This is a genomic window from Pseudovibrio flavus, from assembly GCF_009711345.1.
In the GTDB taxonomy this organism is placed as follows: domain Bacteria; phylum Pseudomonadota; class Alphaproteobacteria; order Rhizobiales; family Stappiaceae; genus Pseudovibrio; species Pseudovibrio flavus.
Map to the genome: position 1 here is coordinate 21,386 of NZ_SMMA01000043.1, position 15,799 is coordinate 37,184.

Consider the following 15,799-nt stretch of genomic DNA (forward strand, 5'->3'; position numbering starts at 1 on the left):
GTCTGTTCCAATTCAATAGAGTTAAATCGTTCTGAAAAATTTGTTTGTTCGTCCAATATCTTCACTCAACGCTTGAAAGTGATAGGTGTGGATTCAAAATCGCACGGTAAATGCCATCCTCCTGCGAAATAAGAAGTACTTCCTGCCCACGCCTCAAAACTTCAGAAGGGGAATCTGAGAGGACCTGAATGTAATGACGGGTGCCGTGTTGATCGGTGTATCGCGCTTCTGCTTGTATGCTTGACGTCGCATCGCCCAAGGTGATCAGCGCAATTTTTCCAACGAGCGCATTTCTGGAAATTGCCTCGGTTTCTTCTTTTGGCATCGCGCGGCCGATTATATGCCCCAGCCGGCCTGTGATGATCAGTGCTAGGGCCAGTGTGGGAATGGCGACCAACCAGAATGACGGGAGCACACCGAGGTAGCCCCAAAATAACCGCTGCGTTACAATTCCGATCAGTCCGAAGGAGGTTAGAAACAGTACGAGGAATATCGCAAAGGGCACCTTCCCAACTGCGAGCCAAGCCAAGAAGCCTTCAATTGCGCTCGGTCCTGAAAAGTCGATATCAACATCGGCATCAACATCAAAAGAAGGCGCTTCCATCTCAAGTGATGGCAAAGCGTCATCTACCAGACCAGAAATCGATAGCCCAAATAACAGACCACACACTTCTACCGCAGCCAAGCCAAGCAAAAGCGCCAAAGCAAGGCTAAAGCCAAACACAGCCTCATTCAGCAAAAACTCCAAGAGATCCCCCTAGCCTTCTGCGAGTTACACAGCCTCGGCTTTTGCTTTGAAAGCAGCTAACCGTTCCTCAATGCGGTGATCTCTCGATAACTGCTCTAGCTCTGCTAGCTTTGCACTATCAGCGCTGGTAGTGGAGCCAGTTTGGATCGCTACGCCTGATGCATTTGATAGAGCCCGATCAAATGCATTGGTGGCATTCTCGACCTTTGAGCTTGTATCGGAAGCATTTGGTGCGTTCGCCCCTTCTCTGCTAGCAACCGCTGCCTGCTCTCTTTGTATCGCCTGATACTGGGAGAGTTGCTCCTGCATTTCTCTTTTTCTTGCCTGTAGCGCCTTAATTGAATTATCGAGTTCCTTCTCCTCTTCGGAGGCCTCCACGACCGTTTTTTCGAGGATTGGAATTTGCGCTTCCAAGTCGATTTGACGAGCGATACCGGCTTTGGCTAAGTCGTCCTTACCGTTTGCAAGCGCAAGTGTGATCTTTTCGGCCAATTCCTCATGAGATCGATTTGTTTCAGAAAGGCGCTGAGAGGCATGGTGACGACGAACTGCAGCATCCCCCAACGCACCGCGTACTTCCGTGACAGCTTCTTCGATCTCGCGAATGGCTTCGCCCATTACGATATCTGGAGCCTTATTTTCTACAGCTTCGATGATAGAGGTGGCAGTACCGGACACTAACCGCCCTACCCGTGAAATTAGGGTTTCACCCATGGAATCCTCCTCCATAGTTTCTTGAATGAATTTTTGACTAAACGTTCGCAGCCACTGGCAATGAATGAATGTACTTTTTGAGCAGCCCTTTATTTCGCTCTCTAGGCTCAACCTTCGCAGCAGATAGATAAATTTGTTCGACGATTTCAAAGAACGTTCGGGCAACTTCTTCCTCTTGCGAGGTCAAAAACTCTTCGCTCACTTCATCGGAGATCGACGGCTCCCCCAGATAGCCAACAAGATGGGGAAGCCGTTCGACCATGACTTCGAGGAATGCAGAGCGTTGTTTTGTGTTGTCTAGGCCAATACGAACCGGTTGAAGCAATTCGCGTACTGTGGAGGTAACCGAACCAGTGCTCGTTTCATTTTGTGCTGAAATTAGCGCTCTGAGCTTTTCACTCGGTGTTTTTGCCTCCCCGATTTGAATTCGAGCAAGCTGCTCGGCTTCTTCCGGCGAAAGTCTAACGCTAAGAGATATCGTCCTCTGCGGCATATCGTAGTACCCTTGTAATACAATTGCCTACATTGTTCGGGCGATTCTAGATATATTGCAATGTTAAGTTGTGAAAACTCATCGCCACTTAAGGAAACAAAGCGCAATAAATTAAAGAAATTCCGCTGATGTCGCAGGAATTATATTCGAAATCCCATAGTGTTATAAGGCTCTTGATGGGCGGCACACAAGTGCGGAAGGCGCATACGCCGAGCTGAAGTAATTGGCGTAAAATGCAGGTAACTTACGGTTACAACGCATGAGTAAAAGCTGAAGATTGTCCCGCAATTAACTCATAATAAAAAAGCGCGGTCTCCCGCGCCTTGTAGTGTTCTAGACTAAGCAGTCCATTATCTCTGCGTCACGTATGACGCCTACGGGCTTACTTCCGCTTGTGACGGCAACAGCGCTTTGGGTTTCACGGCTGATGCTGATTACATCCCTGATTGCTCGCTTGGGTTCACAGCTTGGAAGGCTGCTAAGCGCCTCCCTCTCTGTCTGCGTCAATTCCTCCGTTGGCACCATGATGTCCTGCGCCAGCAGAACATTTAGCGGGTTCATGTGGGAGACAAATGACTTCACATATTCATCAGCCGGTTTTTGAACGATTTCCTGCGGCGAGCCGATCTGGACAACGTGGCCACCTTCCATAATGGCGATACGATTGCCAAGCTTTGCAGCTTCATCAAGATCATGACTTACGAAAATGATGGTGCGGTTTAGCTTTTCCTGCAATTCAAGCAGATCATCTTGTAGCTTGTTGCGAATGAGCGGATCGAGTGCGGAAAATGGTTCATCCATAAGAAGGATCGGCGCGTCTGTCGCGAAAGCCCGAGCTAGGCCAACGCGCTGCTGCATACCGCCTGAAAGCTCATGGACGAACTTATCACCCCATCCACCTAGGCCAACCAGCTCCAGCTGCTCGTCAATGCGCTCCTTGTAGCTGTCCTTTTTATGACCTGCGATCTCCAGCCCAAAAGCCACGTTGTCACGCACCGAACGCCAAGGAAGCAGACCGAATTGCTGGAACACCATTGCAATTTGGTTGCGCCTCAGTTTTCTAAGCTGGCTTTTCGAGCAGGTACTCGGATTTACAAAATCAGCACCATCACGAACGAGCACTTCGCCGCGGCAAATCTTATTGAGGCCGTTTACAGCCCTCAGCAGCGTTGACTTTCCTGACCCGGAAAGCCCCATCAGCACCAACAGTTCACCTTCGTAGATATCAAAGGTGGCATTGGCTACCCCAACGAGCTGGCCGACTTCCTTTTGAATTTCAGAACGGCTCAGCCCCTTATCGATCAACGGCAGTGCATGTTTGGGCTTATTTCCAAAAACGATAGATAGGTTTTTAAAAGAGACGACTGGTTTACTCATGACTTGCCCTCTCCCTTATTTCCGCGAAAGAACCTATCGAGAATAATAGCGACCAGAACAATCGCGACGCCAACTTCAAAGCCTTTTGCAATGTTTACAGTGTTAAGCGCACGCAGTGTAGGAACGCCAAGGCCATCTGCACCAACGAGCGCCGCGATAACGACCATAGACAAGGAAAGCATAATGGTTTGCGTTAGCCCGGCCATAATGTTTGGCAGAGCATACGGAAGCTCGATTTTGAAGAGCTTTTGCCAGTAGGTCGCGCCGAAAGCTTCCCCTGCCTCCAATAGCTGTTTCGGTGTTGAGGACACACCGATTTGCGTTAAGCGGATAGGAGCGGGAAGAGCAAACACCACTGTAGAGACAAGACCTGGAACCACACCAAGGCCGAACAAGATCAATGCAGGAATAAGATAAACGAATGTGGGTATGGTTTGCATCAAATCCAGTACGGGTCTGATTGCCTCAAAAAAGCGCGGATGATGGGCACAGACAACGCCAATGGGCACTCCGATGAGCATACACACAAACGTTGCGCTTAGTATCAGCGCGAGCGTTTCCGTTGTTTCCTCCCAGTACCCTTGGTTGATAATGAGGAGCAAACTGAGGCCCACAAAAATGGAAAAGATGACGGACCGGCGTACAAAAAACGAAAGAGCTACGGCTACTGCGACGATCGCTAATGGTGATGGGGTTTGAAGAACCCAAAGCACAGCATCAATCAAGCCTTCAATGGCAATCGATATGCCATCGAAAAATCCAGTTGCGTTGTCAGTTAGCCAGTTAACCCGCTCCTGCGCCCAACGACCAATAGGAAGCTTATGCTCGGTCAGCCACTCCAAAATAGACCTCAAATAGTAATTCAAGACAAAGAATAGAATGCGGGCGGAAACCCGCTCAAAGTCAGCTCCGCCCGCAAGAAATTGACCTTAAAGGCCCAGTGCACTCTTGGCGGCAGGTGCAGCTTCTGCGCCATCAAAAGTGGTTACACCAGCAAGCCATCCATCGATGGAGGATGGATTTTCCTTGATCCATGCCAGAGCAGCTTTGCCCGGCTCTTCTCCATCATTGAGGATGGAGTTCATGATCTTGTTTTCCATATCCAGCGTGAACGTCAGGTTCTGAAGGAATTTGCCCATGTTCGGGCACTGTGCGGAGTAACCAGCGCGAGTGTTGGTAAGCACATCTGCACCGCCGAAGTTAGGACCGAAGAACTCGTCACCACCGCTTAGGTACATAAGCTCGAAGTTGGAATTCATTGGGTGTGGTGCCCAACCAAGGAAGACGATGTCTTTATCGCGGCGTGTTTTACGCGCTACCTGAGAAAGCATGCCAGCTTCGGAAGACTCTACCAGCTCAAACCCCTCAAGACCGAAAGCGTTCTGGCCAATCATATCAAGGATAAGGCGGTTGCCATCGTTGCCCGGCTCGATGCCGTAGATTTCGCCATCAAGATCTGCACTGAATTTCGCGATATCAGCAAAGTCCTTCAAACCCTTGTCATAGGTATATTTTGGAACAGCCAGAGTGTACTTGGCGCCCTTCAGGTTTGTCTGAACCGTCTCAACGGTTCCTGCGTCGCGGTACTTGGCGATGTCGGCTTCCATCGTTGGCATCCAGTTGCCCAAGAACACGTCGATATCGTTGTTGGCCAAAGATGCATAGGTCACAGGCACAGACAGCACTTTGACGTCGGTGTCGTAACCGATTGCCTCAAGGACCGTGGTTGCAACTGCTGTTGTTGCGGTGATGTCGGTCCATCCAACATCGGAGAAACGAACCTCTTTACAAGCATCCGGTTCAGCAGCATTGGCTGCGTGAGACAAGGTCAGCATGGAAACAGAAGCGAGAGCAAGCGCAACAGTTTTACATGTGCTTTTCAAGATTAATTCCCCCTACAAATAATTTAACAAGCACATCAGGAGTAATTAGTTATCCTGACAATAAAAGATACTTTGAGATCATCATAAAAATAATCCAAGGCATCAACTAATTCCGGCCATTGATTAACGTTCGTAGAATCAAAACGCAACCCAGCATTAGGCAAACTATGCCTTTCGACATTGTACCAATACTTCATTTTTACGCTTGAAATTCATTTCATAGCTTTTTATTGATTGAACATTCAATATAAAACCATACCTCAAAGGAGGGGTATCTTGCCAAAGACATGTACGCACAAACGCCTAACAACATCAGCGAGTTACTGCGGGATATGTGCCTTTGGAAATGATAGATGCCCGCCATTGGGGAAGGCGTCACTGCTGTGCCGATCAACGCTCTCTTCGAGCATGATAGGCAAAAAAGCTGTTTAAAACCCCAGATTGTTTTGAGGCCCAAGCGCCGAGAGTGTTGTCTTAAGTGAACCCTATGAATGCAGATTTCATCATCGTTGGAGCAGGTTCAGCTGGTTGTGTTCTAGCCAATCGGCTTTCAGAAAATCCAGCAAACCGTGTTGTGCTTTTAGAGTTTGGCGGCTCCGATATGGGCCCGTTCATCCAAATGCCTGCCGCCCTTTCCTACCCTATGAATATGTCTCTCTATGACTGGGGTTATGAGAGCGTGCCCGAGCAACACTTAGGTGGAAGAACCCTAGCCCTTCCACGCGGTAAAGTTATGGGTGGGTCTAGTTCCATCAATGGCATGGTTTACGTTCGCGGTCACGCTTGCGACTTTGAAAGCTGGCAGGAGTTTGGCGCCTCCGGCTGGGCATATCATGACGTACTGCCGTATTTTCAGCGTATGGAAGCTGCAAGTGATGGAGACGACGACTGGCGTGGTCGCTCTGGCCCGCTGCATGTTTCCCGTGGCACCAAATGGAACCCGCTTTACGACGCATTTGTAAAAGCAGGTGCACAAGCCGGTTATGGAAAAACACAGGACTATAACGGTTTCCGTCAAGAAGGCTTCGGCGACATGGAGATGACCGTTCATAATGGTCGTCGTTGGTCAGCAGCAAACGCCTACCTTAAACCAGTCTTGAGCCGACCTAATCTACAGGTGATTAGCGGTGCCAATGTTCGGCGTGTACTGATGGAAGGCCGGAAAGCTATTGGCGTTGAGTACCTGCGCAAGGGCAAGGTAGATCAACTCTATTGTAGCCAAGAGGTGATCCTTTCCGCATCCTCCATCAACTCACCTAAAATTCTTATGCAGTCCGGCATTGGTGATGCAGATCATCTTCGCGGATTGGGGATCGACGTTGTTGCTGATCGCAAGGGGGTTGGCCAGAACCTACAGGACCATCTGGAGCTTTATATTCAGCAGGCATGTGTTCAACCAATCACGCTTTACAAGCACTGGAACCTTGCTTCCAAGGCAATGATCGGTGCGCAGTGGCTGTTTGCCAAGAAAGGTCTTGGTACCACCAACCACTTTGAAGCCTGCGGATTTATTCGCTCCAAAGCGGGTGTGAAGTATCCCGATATCCAGTTCCACTTTCTTCCGTTTGCCGTTCGATATGACGGTCAGGCGGCAGCCGAAGGCCATGGTTATCAAGCGCACGTTGGGCCAATGCGCTCCAAGTCGCGTGGTTCTGTTACGTTGCAGTCCCCAGATCCCAATGACAAGCCTCTGGTTCACTTCAACTACATGAGCCATGAAAACGATTGGGCGGACTTCCGGCAGTGTATTCGTCTCACCCGTGAGATTTTCGGACAGAAGGCCTTCGATCCTTTCAGAGGAAAAGAAATCCAGCCGGGTAGCGCAGTTCAAAGTGATGATGAACTGGATGCGTTTATCGCCGAGCATGTTGAAAGCGCTTATCATCCGTGCGGAACCTGTAAAATGGGGGATGCCAATGATCCGGCAGCTGTCGTGGACCCAGAGTGCCGTGTGATCGGCGTAGAAGGGTTACGTGTGGCTGACAGCTCCATCTTCCCGCAGATCACCAACGGCAACTTGAACGGTCCTTCGATCATGGTTGGTGAAAAAGCTTCTGATCACATTCTTGGAAAAGGTATGCTCTCTCCAATTCCTCAGGACGCTTGGGTTCATCCCGCTTGGCAGACGCAGCAGCGATAAATTTAAAGGTAGAAAATGTCTGATAAATCCCTCGCCCCATACGCGCCACTGCGCGCGCAGCCTGCCGGCTCCCACTTCATTGGTGGCAAGTACGTCGAGGACACAAACGGTACGCTAATCGAAAGCCATTATCCGGCGACACAGGAACTTATCGCTCGCGTATACAGCGCAACCGAACCAGTGCTGGAAGCGGCAATTGCGGCTGCAGAGGAAGGTTTCAAGGTTTGGAAGAAAACGGCGCCTGCTGAGCGCGCCCGTGTACTGCGCCGCGCTGCTGATATCATGCGTGAACGCAATCACGAACTGTCTGTACTTGAGACCCTTGATACCGGTAAGCCGCTTCAAGAAACGCTTGTCGCAGACGCGGCCTCTGGCGCAGAAGCGCTTGAGTACTTTGCAGGCATTGCAGCAACTACCAACGGTGAGCACATCGACCTTGGCGGCAGCTATGTGCTTACAAAGCGCGAACCGCTAGGCATCTGCCTTGGCATCGGTGCTTGGAACTATCCTATCCAGATCGCATCATGGAAAGCTGCGCCTGCCCTTGCCGCAGGCAACTCCATGATTTTCAAGCCCTCTGAGATGACGGTTCTTAGTGCGTTAAAGCTTGCGGAAATCTTCAAGGAAGCAGGCCTACCAGATGGCGTCTTTAACGTTGTACAGGGTGACCGCGTAGCCGCAGCGGCTATGGTGGCTCATCCTAAGATCGCGAAGGTATCACTGACGGGCTCTGTTCCTACCGGTAAAAAGGTTGCCGAGAAAGCTGCGAGTGATCTCAAGCACATGAGCTTGGAGCTTGGCGGCAAATCACCAATCATTATCTTTGAAGACAGCGATCTCGACAACGCCGTCGGCGCAGCTATGAACGGCAACTTCTATTCATCGGGGCAGATCTGTTCAAACGGTACGCGCGTTTTCGTGCAGCGCTCGGTTCTCTCTGATTTTCTAGAGCGCCTAAAAGAACGTACCCTTCGCATCACAATTGGCGATCCCCTTAATGAGGAAACCCAGCTTGGCCCGATTATCTCCAAAGGCCAGTTTGATAAGATCAGCCAGTATATTGACCTCGGTAGCTCCGAGGGTGCGACGCTGGAAGTCGGTGGCAAGCGCGTTGCTATTGAAGGGCTGGAGAACGGATATTTCGTTGAACCAACTGTATTTAGCGGTGTTACCGACGATATGCGTATCGCACGGGAGGAAATCTTTGGTCCGGTAATGAGTGTTCTTGTCTTTGATGATGAGGATGAGGTGATCGCGCGTGCCAATGATACCGAATTTGGCCTCGCTGCCGCTGTCTTCACCAAAGACTTTCAAAGGGCTTACCGCGTTATCGACCAGATTGAAGCAGGTACCTGCTGGATCAACAACTACAACCTGACCCCAGTTGAAATGCCATTTGGCGGCCACAAGAACTCCGGCATCGGCCGCGAGAACGGCCACTGGGCGCTGGACCAATATTCCCAAGTGAAGAGCATCTATGTTGAAATGGGTGATGTAGAAGCGGGTTGGTAAGCTATCCCGACAATTATTAACGCATAGCTGCACAGTGCTGCAGCTATGCGGACCTCTCCAAGCCTAGCGCATCAACGCAATGCGCTGCTGCTGCTTCAAGTTATATGGGCTGCGAGGTTTATGCCTCAGACGCTCCGCCACCAACTGCTCTGCTGCTCTTTTATTCCGCCCACGAATTGCTGCTTCCAAAATAGTTCGTTCAATAGCGTCTCGCTGGGCGTGACTACCGCCGACCTGTATCAGCGTTTCACGCACCCGCGTTAAACCGTCCAATGCCACTTCGTATTTGCCTGCGCCAAAAGCTTGGAGCGCTGAGCAGACTGGAAGACCCACCTCACGCGTTACCGCATAGTTCGTTTCATGGGCTAGACTAGTATCCGACAAGTATCGTTTTTGCGCGGTGATTAAGTCCGCTACTGCCTTATGATTATCACTACCGACAAAAGCCATGACGGCATGTATGTCGTTAAAGGCGTAGAACGCATGCTCTGCTTCTTTTTCCCAGTTGCCCGCCAGTTCATCCATTCGCACACCAGTATCAACACCATCCAGATGGAGCCGCCAGAGGGCGGACGAGCCATCGATCAGCCCAAGTAGAGCAGCTTTTCTGTCTTTGGGCATAACAAAATTATCGAGATGGTAGAGACATCGATCAAGCTGACCTTCCTCCAGTCGATAGAGGATGGTGTGAATGGCATTGTGGGAGATAAGAACGTTGTTTGCAGACCAATCCGCGATACGATCTTCCATAAAGCGGGCACCCTCTTCATACTCGCCGAGCATTTCCATGGCGTGAGCCACGGCATGAATGCTCCAGACGTCCTTGGGCGCACTTTCCAGCACAGCAAGCCCTACATCCTTGGCCTTGGAGCTTTCGCCAGCTTCCTCCAAACCAAAGGCATGCATGCCAACAACGAACGAATGAAAGGGATGTTCACGGTCCCAATAAGGGAGGACATTGGCTATGCGATCACGGATGCGTTTGGAGTCGCCGATGTAGAAGTCGATCTGATGGCCCATCCACACAGCGAGGGAGTCGGTTGGGTACTCTTCTAGGATTGCGTCCAATAATTGAGCCGCACGAATGAGATCGCCATTTGCCCAAACACACAGCGCTTTGTAATGGGCCGCCTCTCTTGGGGTATAACCACCACGAGAGAGCATATCCGCAATGCGTTGAAGTCGCTCAACAGCCTTGCTCGCATACCTCTTATCCGTCGAAACAAGATCCATGTGCGCCAAAAAAATCTCAGCCATGGCGAATTGAGGGTCAGCTTTTAGCGCGGCTTCAAGAATGCGGCTGGGGTTTCGCCAATGCATTAGTTCACCAATTGCATCGTCATATAATATGGCGCATTCATGCGATGCTGCAGATAAGCTCAAGCCGGCGTTGTCTTTTACTTGCATCTTCAAGCCCCTTTCTTGTTAGGATGACAGACAGGCAACACTGACCAGTCACAACTCATGGCTGTTCTACAAAACGCGGAACTGAATGTAATGATCCCTAAAGGGACAGATCAATTTTCTAATGCTGAAAAGGCACTTCAGTATTTGGCTGGTGCTGCGGGGCAAGTGGGCTCGCCAACATTCCTCGAAACCACCCTGAGCGCTCTTGGAAAGATTGTTCCTGCCGATATGGCTTGGGCGATTGTATATTCGCACGCGGAGCCTCCGCACGTTCTGCTGCATGCCGCGCCAAGGAAGACAGAGGAGCCCTTAGATACAGATTACATCCGCCGTCTCTACGATTCTGGGTATTACCGGTTTGACCCATTTTTCCGCCATTGGCGACAGACAGCAACAACAGGCGTGGTTCGGCTCTCGCAGATACTCGATAGCTCCCCTGAAGACTGGAGTTACAAAATGGGCTTCATTCCCAACACCGGATTTGCCGAGGATGTAGCGCTATTTTGTAAGCTGGATGACCAGCGGGCTCTCGCTTTCACATTAGAGCGGCAAAGTGAGTTTTCAGCTGATGAAATCAGAGGCTTGGAGCTAGCATTTTCGCTCATTCAGGGAATGGTGGAGAGCCATAATCGCTGCTCAACCGACCTTCAAGCAGGGCTAGATATGAAAGGCGGAGACCTGTCCCCGCTCAATTTCGATGCTGCGTTGAAAGTGTTTCTGGCCGATGAGCTAACAGAGCGTGAGCACGAAATTGTGACGCTTGTACTATCTGGAGATAGCAGTGGCCAGATTGCAGAAAAGCTTGGGGTTTCTGTAGGTACGATCAAAAATCACGCAAGCGCATTCACGCTAAACTCAATATTGGGAGCGAAAGAGACCTCTTCAGCCTCTTTCTTAGCTATTTGTCGAGCGCTGAGCCCGCTTAGCTCTGCTCAACCATAAAAAATGAAGGCGGCGCCTGCTGCGATCAGTCCAAAACCGACAAAATGGTTCCAACCCAAAGACTCTTTCAAGAAGAACACTGAGAACAGTACAAAAACGACCAGCGTAATAATCTCTTGCATGGTCTTTAGTTCTGCCGCCGACCAAACACTATGTCCAATGCGATTGGCCGGAACAGCAAGACAGTACTCAAAGAGCGCTATACCCCAAGATATGAAGATAACAGTGATGAGCGGGGCGCCTTTGAAATTAAGGTGTCCGTACCACGCAAAGGTCATGAATACGTTAGATAGGCACAACAAGAGTACAGGCAGCCACGTTGCTGCGAAGGGAGTGATCGACATTGAATTAGGGACCGACAATTTATTGATTGCCAGCCCCATATATCGTCGAGCAAGCTTGCGCAAGCACTGCTGTTAGCTCCGATCCCTAGTGTTTATAGTGTTCTTCCGCCTCATAATAATCTTCAAAGCCCACGACTTTCCGAAGGTCCGCAAACGACATAGGCGGCTCAGGGAATAATCCTTTTTTCATCTGCTCAAGAGCGTCCTGCTGTGCCTTTATCGACGCCATCAACCCTGTAAATGGATAGGTCGCGATGGAATATCCCAGCGCCTGAAGCTGCGCAGGAGGCAGGAATGGTGTCAGACCGCCTTCCAGCATATTGGCCATCTTCGGGCCTTCTACCTCGTTGCAGATCCGCTGCATTTCCTCGACAGACCGCGGCGCTTCGACAAAGGTTATATCCGCACCAAGTTTCCTGAACTCTTGTGCACGCGCTATGGCCTCGTCTAGCCCCTCACCTGCTGCGGCATCTGTCCTGGCAAGAATGAGGATGTCTTGGCCCTCACTTCTAGCATCGACAGCAGCCTTGATCCGCATGAAGGCCTCAGCTCTATCGACAACAGCTTTGCCCTTAGTGTGCCCGCAGCGTTTGGGCGCTACCTGATCTTCAATCATGATGCAAGCAACGCCAGCATTGGCGTAGGCTTTAACAGTGCGCTTAACATTCAGCGCATTTCCATAGCCTGTATCACCATCACCAATCACAGGGATATTCGTAGCGCCAGCAATGTTTCGTGCTTGATCAACGATCTCACCAAAAGACAATAAGCCAGCATCCGGCATGCCAATGCGGGACGCTGACACCCCGAAGCCACTCATGAACGCAAGAGCAAAACCTGCCTGCTCGATTAGTTGCGCAGAAAGAGCATCCCAGCAGCAAGGCGTAATCGTGAGGTCGGCGTTGTTATACAGCGCTCGCAAGTTCTCTATATTTGTTGTCATCGGTCTATCGCAAGCTCGTTGGAATAAAGAGTGCTAGATCCTGCCAGTAGTAAAGCAGGAATGCAGTTGCCAGCATTAGGATAGCAAACGGCATTGCGCCTCTTGCAACCTCCCCTAACTTTGCCCCACTCACAGCCTGAATAACAAACAGGTTCATACCAACCGGCGGTGTAATAAGCGCAGTTTCAACCAAAACTACAAAGAAGATACCAAACCAGATCGGATCGATATTCATACCCATGAGCGCAGGAAACAGTACCGGCACCATGATCAGGATCATCGAAAGGGATTCAAGGAAGAACCCGATTACTAGCAAGGCGGCTCCAACGGCTAGAATGAACAGAGCAGGTTCGGAGATGTTTGTTGTCAGCAGTTCTGAGAGGCTTTGCGGAAGCTGGTAGAGCGTAATGGCATATGAAAACACTTTCGCCCCTGCGATAATGAGGAAGATCATCACCGTTGTTTTTGCAGCAGCATATGTCGCTTCTTTCAGCTTTTCCCAGTCCATGCGCCCCATGGCATAGGTAATCAAAATGGACAGAACAAACCCAAGCCCCGCAGCTTCAGCCGGTGTAGCCATACCCATATAGATGGAACCAATGATGCAGATGGCTAGTAGCAGCGTCGGCAACGCCATAAACGTTGCTCTGCGGCGCTCTTCCTTCGTTGCTTTCGCAACTCGCTCATAGTCGGGATTAAAGCGGGCGTAGATCATGCTGTAGATCATAAAGATGCAGCAAAGGAATAGGCCCGGACCGATGCCAGCCAAGAACAATGATGGAATGGAAGTCTCTGTAACGATCCCGTACAAGATCAGCGGAATAGACGGCGGGATAAGAATACCAAGCGTTCCACCGGCTGCGAGCATACCAAGAACAAACGGTCGGTTATAACCGCGGCTCGTCATCTCCGGAATTGCCACCGTTGCAATAGTTGCGGCCGTCGCAACTGAAGAGCCGGACACTGCAGAGAACAAACCGCAGGATAGAATGGTCGCAACACCTAAGCCGCCCGGCCAATGCCCTACCCAGCTTTGCACAGCTGCGAAAAGATCTTTACCGACGCCGCCCCGCAGAAGCACGTTTGACATCAGCAGGAACATCGGCACAGCCAGCAACTCGAAGTTGTCCATCGCGCTGTAAATGCGAACTGGCACGCCGTTGACTGGTAGTGGAAAAATCCAAAGCAAGAAGATGCCAAGAGAACCCAATGCGAATGCAACAGGAACGCGGAGTACGAGAAGGCTAAGAAGGCCGCCAAGAATATATAAAGCGCTCATTACCTTGCCTCCTACGCCAATTCACTGTGGGCGTCAGCTGGTACGCCTTGCGTCCAAATCTTGCCAAGTTCGGCTAGGGATTGAAGCGCCAAGAGGCCGAAGCCAACCCAAATGGAAGCCTGTGTGAATGCCTTCGGGAGCCCAAGCTGCGTATCTGTCGTGTGGCCACGCAAGGTAGACTTCAACCATAGCTCGTATCCATAAAAGATAACGACGCTACAAAACACGAGGATGACGAGCAGTGCGAACGTTTCTACGACCTTCCGCGCAACACTTTCGGGATTGCGAAACGCCACATCAATCACAATCATTTCGCGGTGTTTAAGAGCAAATGCACCTGCAAGATACGCCGCCCAAATTTGGGCGACTCTTGAGACTTCATCAACCCAGATAGTTGGCATGGTGAACACGTAGCGCATGATTACTTCGTACGTCACCATAAGGCCGATAGAGAAAAATATCCAAGCAGCTAACTTTCCGGTGAATTCGGAAATGACATCAATTGCCTTTAACACGAGTAAACCATCCGATATTTTTTGAGGAGATTAGATAGGAAGGGCACAAATTCCCTTCAAGAAAAAGAACCAAAAAGGAAGCAGGCGCGTGCGCCTACTCCCTGATCCAAAATTTAAACCAGTCAATTATTTCAGGCTATTTGCTGCATCAACTGCAGCCTGTGCCACTGGGCCTGCGCTTTCAATAAAGCGTGCAGCAACAGGCTTAGTTGCTTCCATCCACTGAGCACGTTCTTCTGCAGTCAGGTTCACAATGTTGATTTTGTCAGCAAGTTCTTCAACGATAACGTCTTCTTGAGAATAGACTTCATCGCGAAGCTGCTTTTCAACTTCTGCGGCTGCTTCCAAAAGGATCTTCTGATTTTCCTCAGAGAGGCTCTCGAAGAAGTCGTTGTTAATCACTGCAACAAACTCGACAGCGAAGTCGTAGCTCAAAGTCAGATTGTCCATGACTTCATAGAGTTTACGGCTCTTAACCGCAGAAGTTGCAGTCATACCAACATCAACAGCGCCCTGCTGATAAGCAAGGAACTGCTTTGAACCTGACATAAGCGTCGGTGCGCCGCCAAGTTCCTCAACGGTCCAACCCAGAATCTTTCCGTAGGTGCGAACTTTCTGACCCTTAACATCAGCTGGTGTACGGATCGGATCACCGGAATTAAGGTAAATGTTACGACCAAATGCCTGCCACCAAAGAACACGGGCCCCTGTTTCTTCCAGCATTGCGTTGTCAAGAATTTCGCGCATTGGAGAACCGTTCGCGGTTGCTGCGCGCAGATGCTCGTTGTCTTCGAAGAAGAAAGGCAGGTTAATCAGCTCTACTGCAGGAACTGCACCGGCAAAACGGGAAAGGCTTGAAGAGCCAGCTTCAATAGCACCGCTGCCAACTGCTTCCGGCACTTCTTTATCTTTATAAAGCTGTGCGGACGGGAACAGCAGGAGCTGGAGTTCGCCGCCTGATTTTTCCTCGATGATTTCTTTGAATGCCAGCCAATTCTGGCCAAGGCTATGTGCCTCAGGCAACTGAAGTGTTACGCGGATTGTTTCCGCTGCAACTGTACCCATCGCAGAGATTGAAAGCGCCGCGGCTCCCAGCAACGACAAGACCTTGTTTCTCATTTTGTGCCCCCATTACAAATGTCTGTGAGGCAACTTTTATATAGGTATCGCCACCTACGGGATATAACAATTATGCTAAGGCGTGGATAATTGAAATAATCTAACAGGGCTAAACCGCTGAAGCTCGGACTAATACATCGCCTGCCGCGCCTAATCATTCCCCGGACTTGCTCCAGCATCCAGCCTGGTCAACAGGTGAGGTTTAGCTTTGTGCTTCGAGTTCGGCGTAGGACATCCCTGCGCCCCTTCGTGCTCCCCCATTTTCGCCTATTCCGGAACGCAAAAAGCCCCTTGCATTGAGCAAGGGGCTTTTTTTTTGGAATGATTTGTTCTGTCATTTTGGAGAGATTTGTCTGTGTTCATCATGCCCGGCGGCGACCTAC

15 protein-coding genes are annotated in these 15,799 nt (G+C 50.3%); 3 read left to right on the plus strand and 12 right to left on the minus strand.

The genetic code is table 11. The features are described 5' to 3' along the window. Positions 1–61: 61 nt before the first annotated feature. From E1162_RS00955 to E1162_RS00980, 6 genes are all read right to left on the minus strand, one after another. A complete protein-coding gene (locus tag E1162_RS00955) occupies positions 62–748 on the minus strand; it encodes an OB-fold-containig protein (protein ID WP_155125696.1) in 687 nt (228 codons plus the stop codon). A 24-nt stretch (positions 749–772) separates the two neighbouring features. Further along, on the minus strand, positions 773–1,462 hold the full coding sequence (locus E1162_RS00960; protein WP_155125698.1) for a PspA/IM30 family protein: 690 nt from the start codon (positions 1,460–1,462) through the stop codon (positions 773–775). Between the two features lie 37 nt (positions 1,463–1,499). Next, positions 1,500–1,955 (minus strand): hypothetical protein, encoded by a 456-nt coding sequence (locus E1162_RS00965; protein ID WP_155125700.1) that lies wholly within the window; start codon positions 1,953–1,955, stop codon positions 1,500–1,502. A gap of 333 nt (positions 1,956–2,288) precedes the next feature. After that, positions 2,289–3,332, minus strand: coding sequence for a choline ABC transporter ATP-binding protein (choV, locus tag E1162_RS00970; RefSeq protein ID WP_155125702.1), 1,044 nt, complete (start codon positions 3,330–3,332; stop codon positions 2,289–2,291). Beyond that, on the minus strand, positions 3,329–4,174 hold the full coding sequence (gene choW, locus E1162_RS00975; RefSeq protein ID WP_155125704.1) for a choline ABC transporter permease subunit: 846 nt from the start codon (positions 4,172–4,174) through the stop codon (positions 3,329–3,331). The genes choV and choW overlap by 4 nt, the downstream gene beginning before the upstream one ends. Positions 4,175–4,261: 87 nt before the next feature. Next, on the minus strand, positions 4,262–5,167 hold the full coding sequence (locus tag E1162_RS00980) for a choline ABC transporter substrate-binding protein (protein ID WP_155125722.1): 906 nt from the start codon (positions 5,165–5,167) through the stop codon (positions 4,262–4,264). A 535-nt stretch (positions 5,168–5,702) separates the two neighbouring features. On the opposite strand from E1162_RS00980, the gene betA reads away from it, so the two are divergent. After that, positions 5,703–7,355 (plus strand): choline dehydrogenase, encoded by a 1,653-nt coding sequence (gene betA, locus E1162_RS00985; RefSeq protein WP_155125706.1) that lies wholly within the window; start codon positions 5,703–5,705, stop codon positions 7,353–7,355. A 48-nt stretch (positions 7,356–7,403) separates the two neighbouring features. Beyond that, positions 7,404–8,867 (plus strand): betaine-aldehyde dehydrogenase, encoded by a 1,464-nt coding sequence (gene betB / locus E1162_RS00990; RefSeq protein ID WP_257098547.1) that lies wholly within the window; start codon positions 7,404–7,406, stop codon positions 8,865–8,867. A gap of 63 nt (positions 8,868–8,930) precedes the next feature. Here the strand turns inward: betB and E1162_RS00995 are convergent, their stop codons facing one another. Beyond that, the gene (locus E1162_RS00995; RefSeq protein ID WP_155125710.1) at positions 8,931–10,274 is read right to left on the minus strand and encodes a tetratricopeptide repeat protein; all 1,344 of its coding nucleotides are present in this window, start codon (positions 10,272–10,274) and stop codon (positions 8,931–8,933) included. A gap of 57 nt (positions 10,275–10,331) precedes the next feature. Here E1162_RS00995 and E1162_RS01000 point away from each other — a divergent pair, with 57 nt between their 5' ends. After that, positions 10,332–11,216 (plus strand): response regulator transcription factor, encoded by an 885-nt coding sequence (locus tag E1162_RS01000; protein WP_155125712.1) that lies wholly within the window; start codon positions 10,332–10,334, stop codon positions 11,214–11,216. Here E1162_RS01000 and E1162_RS01005 read toward each other — a convergent pair. The 5 genes from E1162_RS01005 to E1162_RS01025 form a co-directional block, all read right to left on the minus strand. After that, positions 11,207–11,560 (minus strand): DMT family protein, encoded by a 354-nt coding sequence (locus E1162_RS01005; protein ID WP_155125724.1) that lies wholly within the window; start codon positions 11,558–11,560, stop codon positions 11,207–11,209. The genes E1162_RS01000 and E1162_RS01005 overlap by 10 nt on opposite strands. Positions 11,561–11,645: 85 nt before the next feature. Further along, positions 11,646–12,503, minus strand: a complete 858-nt coding sequence (locus E1162_RS01010) for an isocitrate lyase/PEP mutase family protein (RefSeq protein ID WP_155125714.1) — start codon at positions 12,501–12,503, stop codon at positions 11,646–11,648. Between the two features lie 4 nt (positions 12,504–12,507). Next, positions 12,508–13,782: a TRAP transporter large permease gene (locus E1162_RS01015; RefSeq protein WP_155125716.1), complete on the minus strand. Its 1,275-nt coding sequence runs from the start codon at positions 13,780–13,782 to the stop codon at positions 12,508–12,510. 11 nt (positions 13,783–13,793) lie between these two features. Continuing rightward, positions 13,794–14,297 (minus strand): TRAP transporter small permease, encoded by a 504-nt coding sequence (locus tag E1162_RS01020; RefSeq protein WP_371311752.1) that lies wholly within the window; start codon positions 14,295–14,297, stop codon positions 13,794–13,796. Positions 14,298–14,423: 126 nt separating this feature from the next. After that, on the minus strand, positions 14,424–15,416 hold the full coding sequence (locus tag E1162_RS01025) for a TRAP transporter substrate-binding protein (RefSeq protein WP_155125718.1): 993 nt from the start codon (positions 15,414–15,416) through the stop codon (positions 14,424–14,426). Positions 15,417–15,799: the final 383 nt, after the last annotated feature.